This is a genomic window from Psychrobacter sp. PG1, assembly GCF_014897815.1.
Classification (GTDB): domain Bacteria; phylum Pseudomonadota; class Gammaproteobacteria; order Pseudomonadales; family Moraxellaceae; genus Psychrobacter.
The window spans coordinates 22,154-45,596 of record NZ_JABUZG010000038.1; the positions used below are offsets into that span (position 1 = coordinate 22,154).

Genomic DNA, 23,443 nt, shown 5'->3' on the forward strand with positions numbered 1-23,443 from the left:
CCCTCGCTAACGACTTAAGCCAATAAATAAGCAGTATAGTCAATCTCATATGATTGAGATGAGATTGACTATACTACCGACGATACAACTAGAAGCATCAACAATACGATAAAGATAAACTGAGGATATATTATGAGTCAGGAAAATAACAAAGCTTGCAATCATACCGATGGGCAAAACGATAAATATGTACCGCCAAAGGTTTGGACGCAGGACAAAGAAAACGGTGGTAAGTTTGCCAGTATCAATCGTCCAACAGCGGGTGCTCGCTATGAGAAAGCGCTGCCAGTAGGCGATGCGCCATTACAGCTGTACTCGTTGAATACGCCAAATGGCGTCAAGGTTAATATACTGTTAGAAGAGCTTGCCGAAATTGGTGTCAAAGGTGCTGAATATGATGCCTATAAAATTGATATCTCTCAAGGAGAGCAGTTTGGTTCTGGCTTTGTAGCCATAAACCCTAACTCAAAAATTCCAGCCTTGGTTGATCATTCTGCTGATGTAGCTGGCGAGCCGATAGCGCTCTTTGAGTCTGGTGCTATCTTGATGTATCTGGCAGAAAAATTTGACCAATTTATGCCTTTGTCACTTGGCAAAGCACGGGCAGAGTGTTTGTCTTGGGTCATGTGGCAGATGGGCAGTGCGCCGTTCTTAGGTGGCGGCTTCGGACATTTTTATGCTTATGCGCCTGAACCGCTAGAGTACCCGATCAACCGCTATACCATGGAAACCAAACGCCAGCTCGATGTGTTGGATACCCATCTAAAAGACAGCACTTATATGTGTGGCAACAACGAAGTCGATTATAATATTGCGGATATGATTATTTGGGCATGGTATGGACAATTGGTGCTTGGAAAGCTTTATGACGCTGCCGAGTTCCTGCAAGTTGATGACTACAAGCATGTGAAACGTTGGGCACAGGCAATTGCTGAACGTCCAGCTGTTAAGCGTGCTGTAGACTTATCATTGAAGCCTATTGACTAAAGCAACCGATAGCAGATACCTCTATAAAAATAACCAGGCTGATAGGCGATGTGCTTATCAGCCTTGATTTTTTTAGCCATCTTGCTATTCTGTATTCATATATAGTTATATTTAAATAGATATACACTCACCTGTTTACACAATGGTACATTAGTACAACAGATAGAAACATCAGTGCGTTAAGATAGCAGATATTACCTTAATCAGCAGGGATTTACACTGCTGCTTTAATCGATTTAACATCGTTTGGATACCAGTAAGGCGAGTGATAGTGCTACCCAAAGTAGGCTGAGTGAGTCTGCCAGCGTATCCGATTGAATTGAGATGTGGTTGACTATATTGATGGATAACGATTATGAAGAATGATAACCGTAAACGGATCAACTTCTCACTACAGGCAATGACTAACGGTTTAAAAGTTGCCAATACGACACTCAGCGCCATTCAGAACTGTCAACAGATAGACGCTGATCAACATTCAATATTGCAAGACAAACCCGACTTAACCACGCATCCTAAAAAAATAAAAAAGATACTCTTGTTAATGATAAAAAATAAAATACGATTACCTATGTTTGCTGCTATCAGCGCAGCTTTATTTAGCACAGTGACTATGGCCAGCAATGGCGTTGAATTTACCAATCAAGACTGGCAAGTAGTCTGTGATAATACCCGTACATGCCGGCTGGCAGGCTATCAAGCAGAAAATAATAGTGAATTCCCTATATCGGTATTGCTCATACGCCGCGCAGGCGCAAATGCGGGTGTGGATGGCAAAGTAAAGCTTGGCGGTGCTAAAGAAAGTTCGTCTAAAGCCTTGATGCAACTTGGCAATCGTCATCGTATATCATTGTTTATCAATGGTAGAGACTATGGTGAGACCAAGCCTTTTTCAGCAGCAGCAGGAAATGCCGAGCTGACCCCAACACAAGTGACAGCGCTACTAGAGGCACTGACTAAATCAAGCAAAATTGAGCTGGTGCTACGTAACTCGCGCTGGCAGCTCTCTGATAAAGGTGCTAGTGCTGTCATGCTAAAAGCAGACGAAGCCCAAGGTCGAGTAGGGACATCATCTGCCTTTATCAATACTGATAGTGCCGCCAAACCAAATAGCACTGTATTGCCACCCAAGTCCGCACCAAAACTGCGCTTCGTAACGCCTAATCCGAAAGCCATCTCTAGCGACAATAAAAAGTTTGTCATGAAATCGTCGCAGCTAGCGGCGCTGATGAAAGGCACCATGAAAGATGCAGATAGTGACTGTCCCAATCTATCAGATAAATCACCATGGCGTGTGAGTCGACTAAATGGCTCACAATTATTAGCACAACACGATTGCTGGACGGGTGCGTATAATGCAGGTGCAGGCATGTGGGTCATTAATGACAGTAAGCCTTATAAGCCAATCTTGGTAACCACCAACGCCACTGGCTACGATAAGGGCAAAATCACTTCCATACAAAGAGGTCGCGGCATCGGTGACTGCTTAAGCAAGACGGATTGGATATGGACAGGCAAAGCGTTTGAGAAAAGTCATGAAAGCACTACAGGGCTTTGTCGCATGATTGAAGCGGGCGGTGCTTGGCAGCTGCCAACCTATGTCACTGAAGTTAATATGGTGCGTTAGCCGCATTGCCAAGCTTATTGAATGCGCATATTTATAAGCAAATTTGCTTTATTTACCTATAATTTGAATAAATAGCTACATATAATATTTTATTGTGCTATACTGCGTCGCCACGTTAGCTTAGGCTTTCGTGAATTATGAGATTGATAACATCGCCTGCGATTTTGGGTCTAGGATGACCATAAGTAATTGTTGCCGATGATTTTGTGTACTTAAATAACCTGTCATGAAAATAGCAGTTATTTTTGACTCATATCTTATCTACCGAACCATAAATATGGTTTAAATTGGTTGTTATTCGCGATTATCTGCTTTGGACAAAGCATCAATAATACGCTTATATCAAACAAGGATGAGACACTCGGCACTACCACCAAAATACGTCAGACAGCACGAACGCATTTATTGTAGAGGCTCTAAGCTTTATTGGCTTGGCTTCTGATTATCGACACTTACATGTGGTCCGATAATTCTTTAATAAAGGCAGCGTGGTGAACGGTTATCAGTGGTATGCATCAAGCTTGCTGAATTTACAGCAACTTATACTTACCAAGGATTCTCATGACTGATATTTTATCTGCAATCGCCGCTGAAAACGGCATCATCGAAAACACTGACACTCCAAATACTGATACTAATAATCAAGCGGCTACTACTGACGCTGTTGACGAAAACCAAGTTACTTTTACTGATCTTGGCATCGCTAAGCCTATTCTAACTGCACTTGATCGCAGTGGTTATACCAACCCAACGCCTATCCAAGCACAAGCGATTCCTTTTGCTCTAGCAGGTCGTGACCTTTTGTTGTCAGCGCAAACGGGTAGTGGTAAAACTGCGGCATTCGTTATCCCAGTACTTGACCGTCTGAGCCGTGCTACTAGCTTTGACAAACTAACCAAAGCACTTATCCTAACGCCAACGCGTGAGCTTGCTCAGCAAGTACATGATAGCGTACGTACATACTCTAAAGACATGCGCGGTTTGTTCTGTGTGCCACTAGTTGGCGGCGCACCATACAATGGTCAGATCACTGCTCTGAAAAAAGGCGTTCAAGTTATCGTTGCGACCCCTGGTCGTCTACTTGACCATATCAATGCAGGCCGCGTTGACTTGTCAAACCTAGAAGTATTGGTACTTGACGAAGCTGACCGCATGCTAGACATGGGTTTTGCTGATGACATCAGTGACATCTTGCGTGCTGCTCCTACTGATCGTCAAACCATCATGTGTTCAGCAACTTGGGATGGCCCAGTAGGTAAAATTGCTGCCAGCTTCACTAAGAACCCTGAGCGCGTATCTATCAAAGTAGAATCTGCACACATCGAAGAAAAAGTGTACTACTGTGATGATTTCGAACATAAGAACCGTTTACTTGACAAAATCGTTTGCCAGCAAGATATGGAACAGATCATTATCTTTGCTGCTACCAAACGTAGCACTGAAAAACTGGCCAAACAGCTACAAGAAGCCGGTCATAAAGCCAGCTTCCTACATGGTGATTTGCCGCAAAGCAAGCGTAACCGTATCGTTCAAGACTTGCGTAATGGTAAAGTTAAAATCCTAGTAGCGACTGACGTTGCGGCTCGTGGTCTAGATATTCCAGCTATCTCGCACGTTATTAACTATGATCTTCCACGTCAGACTGAAGATTACGTCCATCGTATCGGTCGTTGTGGTCGTGCTGGTCGTACTGGTGTGGCTATCAGCCTATGTAGCATGGATGATCGTCCACAGCTAAACGCTATTAACCGTTATTTAGATCGCAAAATGGAAGTATGCATCATCGAAGGTATGGAACCTAAGAAGACTTACGTACCTAGCGAAAACAAAGGTAATGGTCGTGGCCGTGGTCGTGGTCGCTCTAACGGCGGTGGTAATGGTCAAGGCCGTGGTCGCTCAAGCGGTGGCTATCAAGGCAATCCTGCTAACGCTCGTGGTCGCTCAAGTGACAGTAGCGCTGCAACTGGTCAACGTGCTAGCAATGACAGCGGTTATCAAGGTAAGCCACGTGACACGTCAGGCAAACCAAATGAGCGTTCAGGTGGCAAGCCTTATCAAGGTAAGCGCACTGGTGGTCCAAGTCGTGGCGATAGCACTGGCGTTCCACGTGGTGAGCGTGCTGCAACTGGTCGTGGTCGTCCAAGTGGCAGCCAAGGTCGTCCAGCTGGTCGTTCTGACAGCCGTGGCCAAGGTCGTCCAAACGGCGGCAACCGTGGTAACAACTCGTAATACGGTTATATTTGGCGATTAAAATTATTGATTCATTAATCGTCTAAAGATAGCACTAAAAAAGCCAGATACTTGTTATCTGGCTTTTTTTGTTTACAGATTTGATATTAATAACGATATAAAATGACGAAGACAGTCAAAGTATCTGCAAATAGTTATGACTTGAACCTCACTGAAACCTTGCTTGATATGCTCAGCTTCGTATTTATGATTGATTGCTTTGCACCTACACAAATACTTAAAATCGAGTAGGGGATAATAGGGAGTTGCTTGCGTGTCTTTTTTGCCTTGTCTATACTAACAAGCTTTTATTCATCGTGTGCTGCGGAGTCAGTTGATGCCCAACATTTCCCATTTAACTATTGATAGTTTGCCATTAGCCTTTGGCATCATTATGGCTATTATCGGTTTGGTTTTTTATACCCAAGGATTACCGGGTAAATTCTGGCGGCGCTTTTATGCGGTATTGCCCGGTATTGTACTGTGTTGCTTTATACCTGCGACGCTGAATAGCTTAGGCATCTTCGCTGACGGTATTGGCTCACAGATTTATGGCTTTACCGCCACTTATTTATTGCCAGCAAGTTTGCTGTTGATGACCTTATCTATGGACGTACCAAAGATACTCGGTTTAGGTTGGAAGGCGATTGCAATGTTTTTCGCTGCCAGTATAGCTATCATCATCAGTGGCCCCATTAGCTTAGGTATCGCTAAGTGGATATCGCCTGAAATGTTTGTCGATGATACATTGTGGCGAGGATTTTCTGCCGTAGCGGGCAGTTGGATAGGCGGCGCGGCCAACCAAGCAGCGATGAAGGAGCTGTTTGGCGTCAGTGATGATTTATTTGGCATGATGATTTTGGTCGATACCACCAACGCTTCATTATGGTTATTGGCTATCTTGGTATTGGCTAAGCATAGCGATAAGATAGATCGGCTATTGAGGGCGGATACTAGTAGTATTGATAAAGTGATTAAAGCAGTTGAGAATTATGAGCGTGATAATGCTCGTCCAGCGACTTTAAATGACTTGATGGTGATGTTTGGTTTGTGCTTTGCCATGGTAGGGGTCGCACACTTTGTTGGTGGGCAAATTGCAGGTTTTTTTGCCCCATACAAATGGGCAGTACAATATAGTTTTGCCAGTTCATTCTTTTGGATGGTGGTGATTATTACTTTGATAGGTGTTATCTTTTCTTTTACCAAAATTCGTCGTCTTGATCATGTGGGCGCATCCAAAATTGGTACGGTATTTATCTTTGTATTAATCGCAGCGATTGGTATGCAGATCAATTTGGCGGGTATCGTCTCTCAGTGGCGGCTATTGCTCATCGGCTTTTTATGGATGAGTATTCACGTCGTCATTATTTTTGCTGTGGCTAGGATGATTCGTGCGCCGTTTTTCTTTTTGGCAGTGGGTTCCAATGCCAATACTGGTGGCGCGTCATCAGCTCCAATTGTCGCGACGGCCTTTCATCCATCACTTGCACCTGTTGGGGTATTTTTGGGTATTTTAGGTTATGCAGTAGGGACATTTGGCGGTTATATCAGTACCCAATTGATGCGCTTAGTGGTGTCTTAATCTCTAAATGATCTTTATCCTAATAGTATTTTTTCTTGCTAAACAAAACCCGCATTGATGTGGGTTTTTTTATTATTGATTATTGGGTGACTTAAGTTATTGTTTTGTCTGTCTATGATATTGATACGTAAGCCTTGCCAAGCCCTGACATCAGTACGTGTTAACATTTGCACCATTTATAAAAATAACCACAAATTCGTTAGGAACAGTAGCGCTATGGCCCATTCAAAAACATTAGAAGAAACTTCAAATCAGACAGACACGGCGAAACATGGCTATCCTCACTATAACCGAGACATTATCCAAGTCAGAGGCGCACGCGTTCATAATTTAAAGAACGTCGATGTGGATTTACCGCGCAATGCCTTAGTGGTCTTTACGGGTATATCTGGATCGGGAAAATCATCACTGGCATTCGGTACGCTATTTGCCGAGTCACAGCGCCGCTATCTTGATTCAGTATCGCCTTATGCCAGAAGGCTCATCGATCAGGTTGATGAACCCGATGTCGATACTATAGAAGGGTTACCGCCAGCAGTTGCCTTACAGCAGCAGCGGGGTACGCCGTCAGTACGCTCGTCCGTCGGTAGTGTAACAACCATATCTAATGGTCTTCGTATGCTGTACTCACGAGCCGGAGAGTATCCCGCCGGCCAAGAGATACTGTATGCCGATGCGTTCTCGCCCAATACGCCAGATGGTGCCTGTCCCACGTGTTCAGGTATCGGCCGTGTGTTTGAGGTCACCGAGGATCTGCTGGTACCAGATAATACCAAGAGCATTCGCGAGCGTGCCATTGCGGCATGGCCACCGGCATGGCAAGGTCAAAACCTGAGCCGTATATTGACCACACTAGGCTATGATATCGATAAGTCTTGGCACACCCTGCCAAAGAAGACCCGCGACTGGATCTTGTTTACCGATGAGACACCAACAGTGCCTGTTTATCCTGAGTATGATATAGAACAGACACGGGAGGCAATTGAGAAAGGGGAAAAGCCAAACTATATGGGTACGTTTACCAGTGCCAAAAACTTTATTTTGCATTCTTTTGCCACTACTCAAAGCCCGCGCACCAAGAAACGCGTCTCGCAATTTATGCAGATATCCGAGTGTCCAGAATGTCACGGCAAAAAACTTAAGAAAGAATCACTGTCGGTTAAATTTGCAGGACTCGATATCGGTGAGCTATCGCAGCTCACATTGACGGATATGGCCATCAAACTTGAGAAAACAGCACACACCAAAGTGGCAGATGACACACCAAACCGCGAAAAAGCCATCGTTGCCCAGCGTATTGCCAGTGATATTCTCTCTCGTATTGAGGCACTAACAAGGCTTGGTCTGGGCTATCTGTCGCTTGAGCGTACCACACCAACGCTATCGCCTGGTGAGCTACAGCGATTGCGATTAGCGACCCAGATTCGCTCGCAACTGTTTGGCGTGGTTTATGTCCTTGATGAGCCATCAGCAGGTCTGCACCCTGCTGACACGCAGGCGCTACTTGGGGCGCTAGATGAGTTGATCGCGTCTGGTAACTCGGTGTTTGTGGTTGAGCACGACGTGAGTGTGATTGGGCATGCTGATTGGGTGGTAGATGTCGGGCCACAGGCTGGCACGCATGGCGGAGAGATTGTCTATAGTGGGCCTGTAGAAGGGCTACGTGAGGTTGCGCAGTCGCATACGGGTCAATATCTCTTTGCTAACGACACGGCGAATCATCAGTCAAAATCTGACACAAGGCAACCGACAGCGTGGCTGAAACTCGCAAATATCGAGCGCAATAATATAACAGGCTTGGATGTTGAGTTTCCGCTTGGGGTGATGACTAGTGTCACGGGTGTCTCAGGGTCAGGTAAGTCGAGTCTTGTCAGCCAAGCATTGGTAGAGCTTATCAGTGAAGTATTGGGGCAAAAGACGGTTACTGAAGCGCCTGTAGGTGAGGCAGATTTGCTTGAGCAAGAGCTTGAGACAGTCACTGGTGGTGAAATTGTCGCTGGCATGGAGCAAGTCCGTCGTCTTATTAATATCAATCAAAAGGCGATTGGGCGGACACCGCGCTCAAACCTAGCAACCTATACAGGATTGTTCGATGATGTGCGTAAGCTGTTTGCCGCAACTAAGCAAGCAAAAGCACATGGCTATGACGCTGGACGTTTCTCGTTTAACACCAAAAAAGGCCGCTGTCCAAATTGTGAAGGTTTGGGTTTTGTCAGTGTGGAGCTGCTATTTTTACCAAGTGTCTATGCACCTTGCCAGGTCTGTCATGGGCAACGCTATGACGAAGAAACACTTACCATCACGTATCGAGATAAAAACATTGCTGAAGTATTAAATTTAACCGTTGAAGCGGCTCATGAGTTCTTTGTTGATGAAGCGCCTATCTTGCGCGCATTGGATGCATTGCTGCAAGTGGGGCTTGGCTACTTACGTTTGGGGCAGCCCGCCACTGAGCTGTCAGGGGGTGAAGCACAGCGCATCAAGCTTGCCACTGAACTACAACGCACGCAACGAGGCGATACGCTCTATATCTTAGATGAGCCAACCACAGGTTTACATCCTGCTGATGTATCCATGCTGATGACGCAATTAAACGGTTTGGTCGATGCAGGGAACACCGTCATCATGGTTGAGCATGATATGCAAGTAGCCAGTAATAGCGACTGGATGATTGATATGGGGCCAGGGGCAGGTGATGAGGGCGGGTTAATTGTCGCTCAAGGTACGCCAGAAGACGTGGCCCAATCAGAAGACAGTCGCACCGCACCGTTTTTATTGGTGTGATTTTATTGATGTGACGACCAGCCTTCAAATTGGGTCTAAGGGTGAAGGGTCTATCCCCAATAATTATCAGGGCATTTAGGCAATTCAACTAACGTGCGACGTAACGCATCTGACCATTGATGACGGATGGTATTAAAATATTCATCACGCTCATCAATACGGTGACCTTTGGGTAAGATTAAACTGTAATTTTCATAAAGCACAAAATCTATCGGCATACCGACTGATAGATTTGAGTGAATCGTGGAATCAAATGATAGCATCAAGGCACGTGCCGCGTGTCTTACATCCGTGTTATAGCTGACAGAACGATCCAAAATAGGTTTGCCGTATTTGCTTTCGCCCAACTGAAAGAAAGGCGTATCTTCTGTGGCTTTGATGCAATTGCCTTCAGGATAAATTAGGTATAACTCAGGCGGATGTCCTTTAATTTGACCACCAAGCATAAATGAGCTAGTAAAAGCCCCATCGCGACTAGAATTAGCGACTGCTTTTGCATGATTCATAATATCACGCATACATTCGCCAACCATTTGCGCCGCATCAAACAACGTCGCTACCGTATTGAGGTTGCTCTCAGCACGCTGGTCAATGTCGTTTTGTAGTTTATTGAACACTGCCTGCGACGTCGCTAAGCTACCCGCTGTCTGTAGCACCATAAAGCGCTCGCCCTCAACGCTATACTGATATAACTTTTGACTCTAAGACTGCCATTATCGCTACACGCTCTGCAAACTGTGCTTCAGGAGGCTGCTCTCGGAACGAATAACTCAGAACCTTATGTAGAAATCGCTCAAATGTCAGCTCGTCCTCTGATATAGGTGATTCAGGTAACGGATCGGGTTGCTGGGATAATAAACAAAGCTTTTCGACCAAGCTTGGATCTTGTACCTGCCAAGCATGCTGAATTTGTTCGAACGACAGACTCATAGCGGTGTGCCTTAATAATAATGTAGTCAGCGAATGATATTTTGTAAGCACATAAAAGCCTATTTGATAATAAATATCAAAAACTTTTGTTAATTAAAAATAGAAACACGACATCTTATGACGCGCAAATGAACAAGTAAAACTGTGCGACACTAAATGACGCATACATATTAATAGTTACCACTATTGGATAAAGATTGATTGACAGCTTGCTTGAGACTGGGGCAGAATAGGGACGTTGTGAGATTTAGCGTTTCACCGTTTTCGGTGAAGGACGATGCTGCGTCCACGAGTCAAGCCATTGCATTTTACCCAAGGAAGACTGTTTCAGTCCTGCTAATGCACTAGGGGCACTATCTAGGTGCAGTCCAGTGAGTTTTCCATGTACCAGGTTATGAGGTAGATTAAACAACACTGAACGAGACATCGTTATGATGCTATTCAAAACACCAAACCCAAGTCAGTCATTATGTACTGGCTTGGGTTTTTTGTTGTCCTAATTATCATCGATGTACTTAAAAGTTAGATAGCTTAAGATATCGTTATTTTTATTAGATTATAGTGTGTTATTACGCGACGAGAGCTCTTTATGAATAGATCTCTTGCAAAAGTACCAGTTCATTGACTTCCACTGACGGAATTACAAGGGCTGACGATGACTTATGCAAGAAGTCTAATGATGATGCGGTAAAAGTAGAGATATACGAAAGTGCTGATGGACAGACTCGGATTGAGATTCGCTTAGAGCATGATACTTTGTGGCTCTCACAAGCACAATTAGCCACACTGTTTGAAAAGGACTCTGACACGATTGGTTTGCACCTAAAAAACATCTATAAAGAAGGTGAATTAGACCCAGAAGCAACTACCGAGCAATCCTCGGTAGTTCGTCAGGAGGGTAAACGACAAGTCCGCCGTAATATTCGATTTTACAACCTAGATGCCATTATTTCTGTGGGCTATCGTGTGAACTCCAAAAAAGGCACTCAGTTCCGCATTTGGGCCACCCAGCGCTTACGTGAGTACTTGGTGAAAGGATATACGCTTAACCAACAGCGCCTTGATAAAAACTCCAGTGAATTGCAGCAAGCGTTAAACCTTATCAGAAAGACAGCTCAAAGCCCTGAGTTGAATACCAATGAAGGGCGCGGCCTGATTGAAATAATCAGTCGCTATACACAGACGTTTTTGTGGTTACAGCGCTATGACGTTCAAATCGAGACGTTTGAGCTGAGTGTGAGTAACAAGGTTCATAACAATGTCTATGCTTATCTGAATGGTGATACCACCTTTGCACGTGATGATAAAGACAGCTCAGTACAGTTAGGCTTACAATATCAATTTTAAAACATAATGTATGGATGACAGTCTGCGCCGCTCAGTAATGTATTTATGAGCGGCGTTTTTTATACATTTTAATATAGTAATTATCATGGCGTGCTACTGGTTATCGCTATAATATACGTAGAACGGCTGGCCTATATACTAAGAAGAATAGGGATAAAGTGTATGTTTGACATCATAAAAGACTGGCGCGAGCAGCGCATATTGGACAACAGTGAGTTTACTCATGCTGACTGGCTGCAAGCGGCTCAGCGTATTGTGATACTTGATCGGTTAAATGAGGACGAGCTAACACGCTTGTTTGAGCTGGCGACGCTGTTTTTGGCGGATAAGTCAATCACGGGCGCACAAGGTTTTGAGATTAGCGATACGGTGCGGCAATCCATCGCCTTGCAAGCTTGCTTGCCTATCTTAAACCTTAGCCTTGAGTGGTATGCTGGCTGGTCAGCCATTATTATTTATCCTAGTTCCTACAAGAGCGAAACCACCACTGTCGATGAGCTGGGCATTGTCCATGAGGGCAGTCAGCACCGTAGCGGCGAAGCATGGCTGCGCGGCCCCGTTATTCTGTCGTGGAAGGATGCCAAACACTCAGGGGAGCGCGACGGTCATAATGTCGTCATTCATGAGTTTGTGCATAAACTTGATATGTTAAATGGTCGTGCCAACGGCTTTCCACCGCTACAAGTGGATATGAATCCTGCGCGCTGGACTGAAATTATGACACGAGATTTTGAGGATTTTCAAAGCCATCATAAATCAGGTCTTGATCGTTATGGCGCGACTAATCCTGCGGAGTTTTTTGCGGTACTCAGTGAGGTGTTTTTTGAGACGCCGCAAAAGCTGATCGATGCTTACCCTGATATTTACGACATAATGATGAAGTTTTTTCGCCAAACACCACTTTAATCAAAATCATTAATAGTCACTATTAATGTTCGATAATGAATGTATAGGCATGAAAAAGCAATAAAAAAGGGCAGTGCATAGGTTTTATGACACCGCCTTTTTTTTGGCTTATTTTTCCTTTAAGTCTATGTTTTTTTAGATAAAAACTATTTAAGTTGTCCATTGCTCATTCACAATAGCGACCAAATAGCGTTTACCTTCATACTCTTCAAACACTAAACGCATGATGCGCCAATCCATACCAGCGTATTCCTCCGAGCCTTTATGATAAAACTCGACAACCTCTGAATTGGGATAAATTTTCTTTAGGTTATTAATCATATTCCCACTGTGTTGGAACTCATTAATACTGATACTGGCATTGTTAAATTTGCTAGCATCAATCCACGTGTCTAAATATGTAGGTAGTGGCGTGACGAGTAGATCGCCCGTACCGTCTTTTTCACCCCAAGTAAAACGAATTTTGGACTGTTGCAAATATTGGGCGAATTGTTCACGGTTAAAGACTTTATCTGTCTCAGGACGCACATAGGCATACATCGAAAAACGGACGCCACGGGTTGGATGAATATCATTGGTGATGCGAGCGAAGTCTTTATTTGCAAGCGCGCGCTGAATACGTAAGGCTTGCTGCTTAAGGGTTTGCTGACTGATATCGGAGACAACAGGCGTTGATGAATGGCCGTTAGATTGATTTGGAGTGGCTATATTGGATTCAGCAGAAGATTGACAGCCAGTTGCTGCTAGCGCCAAAGCCAATGCGCCGCCAACGGTTAATTTAGATGAACGGTCTTTGAAAGTAGATAATAGGGTCATAAAGCATCCTTATCGCAGTGGTTATCGAAATATACGTTACTGTGAATATAATTGGGCAAGTTTCACAAGATTACTAAGCAAAAAGTTATTAAGTAATAGATCGTTTTTAGTAGATAAACCGGAATGATACGATAATACAGCAGAGTCATAATATGGTTATGATGTAATGGTTTATAACACTTATATCATTGAAGCTCGTAGAGAACGCTATGCCAACACATTATTCACTGACGCTGCTAGCTATGGGACTAATAGCAACCAATTCTGCTATAGCTGAGATAGCAGAGTCAACTCAGACTTATGCAGCCATAAAAATAGCGACCATTAGCAACATGTATCAGCAAGATGTCAACAATCAAGGCATGGATAATCCGGTCGTATTGCAACAGTATGCCGACCCAGATCTACAAGCCGCGATGCAGATTGAACAGGATTATTTTGATAGAGAGCAAATATCTTGTCATGTTGATTATGATGTATTGTGGGATTCGCAAGATCCTGATTATGCACAAGACAAACAGTTTTCGATGACTGACGAAGGATTGGTGCAAGTGATTTTGGCACATGGCAGCAATGTTTATTACGAGTTGTCATGTAATGGTACCGATGACGATGCTAATTGCCGAGTGGCAGGTGTGATTTTAGATGAAGATGGCAAGTCTTTGCGCAAGCATTTACTAGAAACCTGTCGCTAGTAAATGTTGAGTGTTATTTTTATTAATATCTAAATATAAAACGCTATAAACCCTAAATAAAAATCACAGAAACAATCATGAGAGCTTATACATGCGAGCTTATAAATGGCACTGTATAAAACTATGAGCCTAACTTCTAAAGCCATTGGTTTGTTTTCGCATAATGTATATTATGTTAAATAAGCAGTACCTGATAGTAAATTCATGGGGTTATGTTTATATCATAAACAACTAGTCAGCTTAGTTAATAACCGTTTCACATGTATTGCAATCATCACTATGGTAAACCTTAACTAAATCTTCTTTATCACTCATAGAAGCTTTAAAGCTAAACTGTTTGATGATTTTGTTCTATGTGTCACCATCATACTGGCTACATCTGCCAGAATATCTAATCAGTACTTTATCCAATTCCTAATTACTAATTACTAATCATCACCCAATAGCCAATTTCGCTATCATTTTTCAATTGTTAGCATCTTAATCATCTGGCTCTTTGGTACGAATGCTCTTGCAATACGTTAGGCATATAAAGATATCACTACCTATAGATTATTAGCTTAGCTCAAAAATCATAAATCTTTTTGATATCTGTTACTTCATATCAATTCTAATAGCGCAGGTATGATCTTACAATGCTCCTACTTAGCCTGTCTGCAAGTCTGGTTTGGAACTACCTTATAGTGGCGAATATCATGACCAACTAAGCTGTAATACTTTTTGTTTTAAGTTATCAAAAACCCCTCACTATTCGTAATATAATTTCATCTAAAGCACTAATTTGACAACCGCCAAATTTGCACAGAACAGTACTATGCCCATAATTTTTATATTCTGTGCACGTACAGGAGCATGGTTTTTTTCAAAAATATGCTCAATCAAATGCTAGGCAAAGCATCCATCTTATATTAACTCCAATTATTTGACCAAAATAACCAGTAATAATAACCTACAGCTCAATAAACGCATAGCCTACTCCTCCTTCAGTCGTTATACTACAATCATCCCCAAGTGAAGTTTGGGGATGATTCTACTTTACAACCTTCCATTTAAAGGGTTTTGTAAACTCACTAATGAATAACAGTGTCCATGTTAGTGTCCAATAGCTATCTACGTTTCCCAGAAGACGCTTCTCAGGATTTATAAAACGTGCGCAAAGATTGCTCTAAATCTAAGTATAGAGATAATAGATTAACATTCACAATTTACCTAGCTTATAAAGCTGACGGATGTACATCATGGCTGTCGATAATTTAAATGATATCAATAAACTTGAATGCCGAGATAAAGATTACTCGGTCAGTGTCTCAGGTATCGCGGGTTTAAGTATTCGTATTTATCCAAATGGTAAAAAGGAATACTACTTACGGTACGCTCATCCCCATATCGATGGTAAGCGCCCTAGAATGATGCTAGGTAAGGTCGAAGATATCAGTCTATATGAAGCTAAGTATAAAGCAGAAACTATACTTAGCATGGTCGCACAAGGCTCCGACCCTAAAGCCATTCATAAAAAAGAGCAAGTCAATAAGTATGCTCATCTAAAGAACGCCACATTTTCTGAAATCACACAAGCGTGGCGAGATCACAAAACGTCAAGTCGTCACCATAGTAAATCTAGAAAGCGCGCGTTTAGTGACTCAACCCTTAAATTTTGGGATTTGTGTCTAGGATACATGTGCCAAGAAATTGGCGACTTAAGAATGAATGATATCACGAGCGAGATGATATTGAGTGTATGTGAGGCGATTCAAAACAATGAAAATCAAGCAACCTTCGTTGGTGCCAGCACTCGGCTTTATACTGAAAAAGTCTTCTCATTTGCTGTCGCAAGAGGATTATGCGATAGAAATGTAGCTATTGATACACGTGGCGAGCTCGCACCTGCCAGTTCAGGCAACCACTTACCAGCCATTACCAAGCCTGATCAGTTTGCTACCCTCCTGAACGATATGTCCCATTTCAAAGGTGCAAGTAAAACCACATTAGAAGCGATGAATTTACTACCGTATGTCTTTGTGCGTAGTATCGATTTGCGGTCTATGCGTTGGCAAGATATAGATTGGGATAATAAGCTATGGGAGTTTTCTCCTACTAAAGGCGAAGGTCGTGATGACATGGTATCTCATTTAGTTGTACCACTAGCCACTCAAGTAATTGAGCGCTTACGAAAAATACAAGCAATCACAGGTCACAAAGAACATGTATTTGCATCGATACGTGTCTCAAGCAATCCTTATATTAGCAAAGCAACACTAGTACAAATATTTCATAGGCTTGGCTACAAAGATGTGCAATGCGCTCATGGCTTTCGAGCATCAGCTAAAACCTTACTTATGGAGCAACCTGAGTTGCGTTATTCAGATATCGTGACCGAGCTGCAATTAGGACATCGAATAAAGGATACGCATGGCGGCGCTTATAACCGATTAGATGAAATTGATACCAGAGTGCTAATGATGCAAAATTGGGCTGATTATATAGATAAGCTCCGGGGTTCAACGTAATACTTACTCTACGTTGATCATATCACTCAACAATAATATGCCTATTAGCATTCACAATGCACAATAAGCCCTTTGCATAGCATCTCATTCCCAGTCATCACATAACAACCAAAACACCCTAACATTCGATTGTTGGTAGCCTAGATATTGGAATTTCTGCAACCTCGCGCTTGTGTTCAACGACCAAGCCGACGGCTTCTAATCTCCGGTATCTTATTTGCAATAGCTCACTTCGTGTACTGACAAACTCTATAGCCTCGGTTTAATTATCCAGTTTCACCAAACAGTCAGAATTAATATCAGCAATCGTTTTGGCACCAGTCAAGGTCATTGCGACGCGTATTTCTTTATCTAGCAGTTCTAACAAATTGCTTACCCCTGCACCGCCATCCGCTGCTAAAGCATAAATAAAGGCGCGCCCTAGCATGCAAATATCAGCGCCCAAAGCCAACATACGCACAATATCTAAGCCATTGCGTATGCCAGAGTCGGCTAAGATTTTAATCTCTCCTTTAACTGCATCGGCAATAGGAGGCAGCGCCCGTGCACTGGATAAAACACCGTCCAGCTGTCGCCCACCATGATTCGATACGACTATGCCGTCGGCTCCAAAACGCACCGCATCTTTGGCATCTTCTGGATCCAAAATACCTTTGATGACCATAGGTCCATCCCAGTACTCGCGAATCCAATCTAAATCTTTCCAAGAAATAGAGGGGTCAAAGTTATTACCTAGCCAGCCTATATAGTCTTCCAATCCTGTTGGCTTACCTAAATAAGTAGATATATTACCCAGATCGTGCGGACGGCCATTTAGTCCTACATCCCATGCCCATTGCGGATGCGTCACAGACTGGAAGTAACGGCGCATAGCGGCATTTTTACCGCTCATACCGGAGTGCATATCTCGGTAGCGTGCCCCTGGTACTGGCATATCTACCGTAAAAACCAAGGTCGAACACCCCGCCGCTTTGGCACGCTCCAAGGCATTTTTCATAAATCCTCGGTCCTTTAATACGTAAAGCTGAAACCACATTGGACGGTTAATTTTAGGCACTACTTCCTCAATCGGACAAACCGAAACTGTCGACATGGTAAACGGAATGCCTTTTTGATCGGCTGAAATAGCGGCCTGCACTTCTCCGCGACGTGCATACATACCTGTCAGACCCACGGGTGACAACGCGACAGGCATAGACAGAGTTTCATCAAATAACTGCGTCTCTAAGCTCAGTTGTGACATATCATTCAGTACACGTTGTCTAAGGGCAATTTTTGATAAATCTTCAACATTATGTTTTAAGGTATATTCCTCATAAGCACCGCCATCTATATAATGAAATAGAAATGGTGGCAGTCGGCGCTTGGCAGCAGCCCTGTAGTCGTTTGGAGATGAAATAATCATACGCTTGCCCTTATTCTGTTAGATATCTATGTAATATTTTTGAATTTCTAATTATCTATTGATTAGTGCTAAACGATGGATGCAATTGGCTTATTTTTGAAGCAGCAAGCTTAGCCCACACTCACTATTACACACAGCACGAGCAGTTACGTTTGGTTTTCGACATTTTACCGATGCCGGGATTAAAGCTATTGGTTGGGTCTAGACTTTTATAGAAATTCTGCAAATCAGGCTCTGCTTCGTATAGATGACCGACATTATGCTCAGCAGGATATTTGGCTCCGCGTGCGCTCAATAGCTCTAACATCATCTTTTTAACAAGCTTGGCATCACTGCCCTTTTTCAAGATATAGTCTTGATGAAACACATAGCAAAAGAAATGTCCGTAATACAGCTTCTTTTCTAAGTGTTTTTCAATGACTTCAGGTAGTTTTTCAAGCCACTCTAGCTCGTTACGTGGTATGGCAATATCCAGCGCTAATATCTCACCGACCTCTTTTTCATGTATAACTTCATAGCGTAATGCGGCACCGGCTGCGGCAAAACGATTTAAAAGCGCGCTTTCTGATTCTTCCTTACTACATTCAAAATAATTACCTGTGTCCGACGCATCAAAAAACGTCTTCAGAAAATCTTGAGCCTCTGCTATACCTTCATCACTCATTTTTATGATGAGGTGATGCTCGTATTGATTACGGTACTCCATCATGCGCTTGGGCAAATGCTTTGGAAATAGAGTAGCGATAAACTGCATGACTTTGTCAGTGAAATGCTTTGGCATCCATGACCACTTATGAAATTTTGCATCCATAGCGCCTTTGATAGAGAACAGTCTAGGTAAAGCATTTGTACCGAGATGCTTGATACTCAAGAACGTGTCTTTACCGTATTTAGCGGAGACATCAAATATATCACGATGCATATACTCGCCCACTTCAGGGATATTGTCGAAGCGGGATAGTATCTGTCTTCTGAGCTGTGCAAGCTCACTCACACTGTTGGTGCCTATGTAGAAAGTTTGCTCTTTTGCCGCTATTGGATAAGTGTCAAGACGTACTGCAAATACGGCAAGCTTGCCAGCACAGCCGCTTGCTTCATACAGTCTGCGCTTGTCCGCATTAAAGCGACTGGGCGTGCTTGCATCAACATCTTTTACTCGGGCGATGTACTCTCTGTCAGATGCGAGCTTACCAGTGTCAGGTAATTCTCTTCTATCAAAATGACCGTTTTGCAAATTCGTTAATATTTCTTCAGGAGTATCACCCAACTTGACGTCTAGATGATTGACTAGCACCAGTTGACCGTGTTCATTTATTTGGGCAAACAATGCAAGCTCGGTGTAAGCAGGCCCTCTTTTAACCAGAGCTCCACCAGAGTTATTAGATATACCACCAATAATAGACGCACCTAACGTCGAGGAACCGATGACAGAGTGAGGCGCTCTATTGACAGCATTAAGCTGACTTTGCAACTGATGCAATGTCGCCCCAGACAAGCTAATCACTTGCTCGCCATCATTCACCAAATACAACTGGTTTATGGCAAGCGTATTAATCACCACAACGGGTCTATCGTAGTCATTACCGCTTGGTGTTGAGCCTTCAGTCAGGCCTGTTTTTGCCGCTTGCATAATGATAATACAGTCGCCTTCAACGCACACTTCTAGGCTACGCCAAATGTCCAGCAATGTTTGCGGAAACAAAACCGCTAAGGCACTGCCGCCACCAGAGCGCCACCCCATTCTATAGTGCTCATTTTTCTCTGGATCAGCTTGTACATTACTCGCGCCTAGCAAGTTGGTTAGTTTATCTAACACCTGATCAGGACTAAGCATGCCTTGAGAAGCTTGATTTGACGAAGATATATGACTCTCCTTATCTTGTAATGGTGTGTCACTCATGATGCCAAGGGACCTTGAAAACCAAAAATATAAATGGCGGCCATGACGATGATGCCACAGAACAACACATAGTATATGGTGGGTAAAATAGTACGCCTAAGTGTGGCGCCCTCCATACCAAGTAAACCCACCGTTGCTGATGCAGCCACCACGTTATGTATGGCAACCATATTACCGGCTGCGGCACCAACCGCTTGCGCTGCGATGATTAGAGAAGGTGAAATATGTAAGCTCATGGCGGCTTCATATTGGAATTGACTGAACATCATATTAGATACGGTATTAGAGCCTGCGATAAATGCACCTAAAGCACCAATGGTTGCACTAATCAATGGAAAAACATTGCCAAAAGTACCTGAAAACAACTCTGCACTGGCGACTGGCATACTCGCCACATCTGATAAGTTTATGCCTGAATTAATAAAAATTCTAACCATTGGAATCGTAAAGATAAGTACAAAACCTGCCCCTAACACAGTCTTACCTGATTCTTTAAAGGCACTGTTTAGTGCGCTGACGGGCTTTCTAGTTTGAAAAGCGGCGGCAACCAAAGCACTAATTAGTAACAAGCCGCCCGGTAAGTATAAAGGACTAAAACTGGCACTGATATCTGTCTCACCTAAAATCGAGGTTAGGTCTACTGCTACACTGTTAAGTAAAGACTGAAAGCCTGTAAATACTCTTGAAAACACCAGTAAAAGGGCAACCAATAAATAAGGGAACCACGCCATAAGGGTGGACATCTTCTTATCACTCAAGGTTAGCGTAATATCTTCTTTACTGACCACTAACTTACCAAGCCATTCACTCGGCCAGTTTTTTTGCGGTTCAAAATCCCATGTGGTTTTTGGTACCAAAAACCCTCTTTTAGCAGCATTAACAACGACAGTAATACTGACCAAGCCACCGACCAGTGACGGAAACTCTGGCCCTAAAAAAACACCGGTTATCATATAAGGGATTGTAAATGCCAAGCCTGCAAAAATTGCAAACGGCCAAATCGCAAAGCCTTCCCGCCAGCTTTTGTTTTTACCAAAGAAGCGAGTGAGCATCATCACCATAAAAAGTGGCATAAACGTACCAATGACACCGTGAATAATGGCGACTTGACTGGTAATCAGTTGTAAAAATTCGCCCCACTGTACTCCTTGTTGTGCCAGTTGAGCACTAATGGCAGCTTTATCTAACCCATCATTTACCCCTATCACAATAGGCGTACCGACCGCACCAAATGATACAGGTGTACTTTGTATCATCATTCCCATCAACACCGCACCCAGCGCCGGAAATCCTACTGCCACCAGCAAAGGCGCTGCAATAGCGGCAGCTGTACCAAAACCAGAGGCGCCCTCAAGAAAGCAACCAAAGCACCATGCAATAATAATGGCTTGCACACGCCTATCTGGCGATACATTAGTAAACCCAGCACGGATAACGGCGATTGCACCAGTATGTTTTAATGTATTCAACAAAAAAATAGCACCAAAGACTATCCACAATACCGAAACCGTAATGACCAAACCCTGAATAATAGATGATGACACTCGGTTAAGCGTCATATCCCATATAAAAATGGCAAGCGCAGCGGTAACCACTAAAATGATAGGCATTGTTTTTTTAGCTGACCATTGCAAACCTATCAGAAAAATACCACAGAGAACGATTGGCAGTAATGCCAAAAGCCCATATATTGTTTGATTCAAAATTACATCCTTTTGATTGTGTGATCTTCCTTGAACTAAGTCATCGAAGCCTTTATTTTGACGAATCTATGATGACTAAGTTGTATTAAATATTCACAAATAGGGACTGCTTATTTACTAAAGCTGTCTTGTAGACAAAGCCGAGCACGACTTGCGACAGTTTATGTCCCAATGTTAAAAATGCCCTGAAATAGTCTACGCCTTGTTAATTCATTGATATATTGCATCAATGGACAATGTTATTTTCCTTTTTTGCTATAATTAGAAACACATTACTAAAATTGGAGAACAAGTGTGACCAAAGCTGACGACATGATTTTATTCGTTCAAGTTGTCGAAGAAGGGTCATTCTCTAGAGTCGCTGAAAAATTATCATTGACGAACTCGGTAGTGAGCAAGCGCATTGCGAGATTAGAAGAGAACTTAAATATACAACTGCTTTATAGAACCACTAGAAAGTTGAGCTTAACCGATGCAGGCAGGGCGCTTTATAACAAAGCTAAAATTGCTAAATCCGCCTTTCAAGAAGCTGAAAATGCTGTCACGGGTTACGGCGAAGATATGAAAGGTCATATACGTATAACCATGCCTGTGGTCTCTGCGAATTTCATATTTAGCGAATCTATTGCCGAATTCTGTAAACAACACCCTGAAGTATCAGTAGAGTTACAAATTACCAATCGATTGGTTGACTTGATAGAGGAAGGATTTGATTTGGCACTAAGGACCGCTGTGCTTGAAGATTCTTCACTCATTGCAAGGCGCCTTATAGATAGCCAGTGGATTATATGCGCGACTCCAGCCTATTTAGAGCAACATGGTGCGCCTCAAACTCCTGAACAGTTACAAAATCATGAGTGCTTGGTTTATAAGTTTGATAATACGGCTAACAGTACATGGCCGCTATATATAGACGGCAAAGAGCAATTAATATCTGTCCCTGGTCGGTTTCATAGCAATCATCTGAGTGCAATTAAACAAGCCGCGCTTAGCGATTTAGGTATCGCTTTTTTACCACAAGTGTTGATCTATGAGGAGATACAGAAAAATACACTCACGCAGATTTTACAATGTTTTACCAGCAAGAAGCTGGGGCTATATGCGGTTTATCCTAAGGCCAGACAACCGGATCAAAAGTTAAAACTGCTCGTTGCACATTTACGAGACTCATTACATCAAAAACAGGCTTACTACTACTAAGTAATAAGCCTGTTTTTGATGTATATAAAAAAACTAATAAAGCGGTCTTAAAATTAAAGAGATAGTGAAGAGTTTTTTATGGGCAATAAAAACTGATTGATGAGCCAAATATAATTATCATATTAGCTACATTGGCAAGTTAGGTAATCAAGTCATAACACATTGCTGTTCTGAATATTAACTTGCTTGCGTATCTATTGTCGTATTATCTTCTTCATTTGCTAGCTCAGACTCAGTGTCAAACTTACGCTGAATCTCCTGATAAAAAGAATGGCCTGGGTTGGTTAATATATAAGCTTTTTTGCTAGGTACTTCAATCATAATATCTCGATGAACCAATAGTTTCATAACCACGTCTTGTAACGTCCGCTCACCTTTTGTGATGAGTTTGGACTTCTCCAATATCTCTTTAACATGAGGCATGTCTGCCATTTTCAAAAAATCATCTTCAGTCAAGCCACCACTTTTTGCATTGGTTAATTTACTGAGTTTAAATTTATGGTGATTAATATATTGACCAATAACAAGCAACATAGTCATCGCTTTCATTGCTAGTTCAGTTTTTGTGCCATCTAGCGTGCCTGTAGCAACGATGCAAATATACTCAGGATCATTTATTGGTGCAATAACCAGATGATAACCGCTCATTTTATACTGTTTAACGTATTCATCTTTATTGTCTATTATCTCAATAAATAATGGATTAACGGTGTCATCACCTGCATTATCAAGGAGATGTTTATTGAGCATCTTTCCATTCATTAAATGGCTATATATCTCTTTGCTTAATGTGTAATTTGCCATAATAGCGTGCTACCTGTCTAT

18 protein-coding genes are annotated in these 23,443 nt (G+C 42.7%); 10 read left to right on the forward strand and 8 right to left on the reverse strand.

The genetic code is table 11. The features are described 5' to 3' along the window. Positions 1-132 precede the first annotated feature (132 nt). From yghU to uvrA, 5 genes are all read left to right on the forward strand, one after another. A complete protein-coding gene (yghU, locus tag INT03_RS02185; protein WP_193007386.1) occupies positions 133-987 on the forward strand; it encodes a glutathione-dependent disulfide-bond oxidoreductase in 855 nt (284 codons plus the stop codon). Positions 988-1,342: 355 nt separating this feature from the next. Continuing rightward, positions 1,343-2,614: a DUF1176 domain-containing protein gene (locus INT03_RS02190; RefSeq protein WP_226914328.1), complete on the forward strand. Its 1,272-nt coding sequence runs from the start codon at positions 1,343-1,345 to the stop codon at positions 2,612-2,614. 561 nt (positions 2,615-3,175) lie between these two features. Further along, the gene (locus INT03_RS02195) at positions 3,176-4,843 is read left to right on the forward strand and encodes a DEAD/DEAH box helicase (protein WP_193007387.1); all 1,668 of its coding nucleotides are present in this window, start codon (positions 3,176-3,178) and stop codon (positions 4,841-4,843) included. A 337-nt stretch (positions 4,844-5,180) separates the two neighbouring features. Further along, positions 5,181-6,425: a DUF819 domain-containing protein gene (locus INT03_RS02200; RefSeq protein ID WP_193007388.1), complete on the forward strand. Its 1,245-nt coding sequence runs from the start codon at positions 5,181-5,183 to the stop codon at positions 6,423-6,425. A gap of 216 nt (positions 6,426-6,641) precedes the next feature. Next, entirely contained in the window at positions 6,642-9,209 is a 2,568-nt protein-coding gene (gene uvrA / locus INT03_RS02205; RefSeq protein ID WP_193007389.1) for an excinuclease ABC subunit UvrA, read from the forward strand. Between the two features lie 50 nt (positions 9,210-9,259). On the opposite strand, the gene INT03_RS02210 is transcribed toward uvrA, so the two are convergent. The 3 genes from INT03_RS02210 to INT03_RS02220 all read right to left on the reverse strand — a co-directional run bounded on the left by INT03_RS02210 (position 9,260) and on the right by INT03_RS02220 (position 10,566). Then, positions 9,260-9,868, reverse strand: coding sequence for a peptidase (locus INT03_RS02210; RefSeq protein ID WP_193007390.1), 609 nt, complete (start codon positions 9,866-9,868; stop codon positions 9,260-9,262). A 19-nt stretch (positions 9,869-9,887) separates the two neighbouring features. Then, positions 9,888-10,139 (reverse strand): hypothetical protein, encoded by a 252-nt coding sequence (locus INT03_RS02215; RefSeq protein WP_193007391.1) that lies wholly within the window; start codon positions 10,137-10,139, stop codon positions 9,888-9,890. Between the two features lie 247 nt (positions 10,140-10,386). Then, positions 10,387-10,566, reverse strand: coding sequence for a hypothetical protein (locus INT03_RS02220; RefSeq protein ID WP_193007392.1), 180 nt, complete (start codon positions 10,564-10,566; stop codon positions 10,387-10,389). A 194-nt stretch (positions 10,567-10,760) separates the two neighbouring features. Between INT03_RS02220 and INT03_RS02225 the strand changes: the two genes are divergently transcribed. Together INT03_RS02225 and INT03_RS02230 are read left to right on the forward strand one after the other, a co-directional pair. Then, positions 10,761-11,486, forward strand: a complete 726-nt coding sequence (locus INT03_RS02225) for a virulence RhuM family protein (protein WP_226950165.1) — start codon at positions 10,761-10,763, stop codon at positions 11,484-11,486. 162 nt (positions 11,487-11,648) lie between these two features. Continuing rightward, positions 11,649-12,392, forward strand: coding sequence for a zinc-dependent peptidase (locus tag INT03_RS02230; RefSeq protein ID WP_193007393.1), 744 nt, complete (start codon positions 11,649-11,651; stop codon positions 12,390-12,392). Positions 12,393-12,542: 150 nt separating this feature from the next. Here the strand turns inward: INT03_RS02230 and INT03_RS02235 are convergent, their stop codons facing one another. Then, the gene (locus tag INT03_RS02235; RefSeq protein ID WP_193007394.1) at positions 12,543-13,208 is read right to left on the reverse strand and encodes a hypothetical protein; all 666 of its coding nucleotides are present in this window, start codon (positions 13,206-13,208) and stop codon (positions 12,543-12,545) included. Between the two features lie 209 nt (positions 13,209-13,417). Between INT03_RS02235 and INT03_RS02240 the strand changes: the two genes are divergently transcribed. Continuing rightward, positions 13,418-13,903: a hypothetical protein gene (locus INT03_RS02240; protein ID WP_193007395.1), complete on the forward strand. Its 486-nt coding sequence runs from the start codon at positions 13,418-13,420 to the stop codon at positions 13,901-13,903. A 1,238-nt stretch (positions 13,904-15,141) separates the two neighbouring features. Beyond that, the gene (locus INT03_RS02245) at positions 15,142-16,410 is read left to right on the forward strand and encodes a tyrosine-type recombinase/integrase (protein WP_193007396.1); all 1,269 of its coding nucleotides are present in this window, start codon (positions 15,142-15,144) and stop codon (positions 16,408-16,410) included. Between the two features lie 262 nt (positions 16,411-16,672). On the opposite strand, the gene lldD is transcribed toward INT03_RS02245, so the two are convergent. The 3 genes from lldD to INT03_RS02260 all read right to left on the reverse strand — a co-directional run bounded on the left by lldD (position 16,673) and on the right by INT03_RS02260 (position 21,418). Beyond that, positions 16,673-17,815, reverse strand: coding sequence for an FMN-dependent L-lactate dehydrogenase LldD (gene lldD / locus INT03_RS02250; RefSeq protein WP_193007397.1), 1,143 nt, complete (start codon positions 17,813-17,815; stop codon positions 16,673-16,675). Between the two features lie 127 nt (positions 17,816-17,942). Continuing rightward, positions 17,943-19,649, reverse strand: a complete 1,707-nt coding sequence (gene dld, locus INT03_RS02255; RefSeq protein WP_193007466.1) for a D-lactate dehydrogenase — start codon at positions 19,647-19,649, stop codon at positions 17,943-17,945. 62 nt (positions 19,650-19,711) lie between these two features. Then, complete coding sequence (locus INT03_RS02260) at positions 19,712-21,418, reverse strand: L-lactate permease (protein ID WP_193007398.1); 1,707 nt, start codon at positions 21,416-21,418, stop codon at positions 19,712-19,714. A 294-nt stretch (positions 21,419-21,712) separates the two neighbouring features. On the opposite strand from INT03_RS02260, the gene INT03_RS02265 reads away from it, so the two are divergent. Continuing rightward, positions 21,713-22,618 (forward strand): LysR family transcriptional regulator, encoded by a 906-nt coding sequence (locus INT03_RS02265; protein WP_201501268.1) that lies wholly within the window; start codon positions 21,713-21,715, stop codon positions 22,616-22,618. Positions 22,619-22,795: 177 nt separating this feature from the next. On the opposite strand, the gene INT03_RS02270 is transcribed toward INT03_RS02265, so the two are convergent. Then, a complete protein-coding gene (locus INT03_RS02270) occupies positions 22,796-23,422 on the reverse strand; it encodes a condensin complex protein MksE (protein ID WP_193007399.1) in 627 nt (208 codons plus the stop codon). Positions 23,423-23,443: the final 21 nt, after the last annotated feature.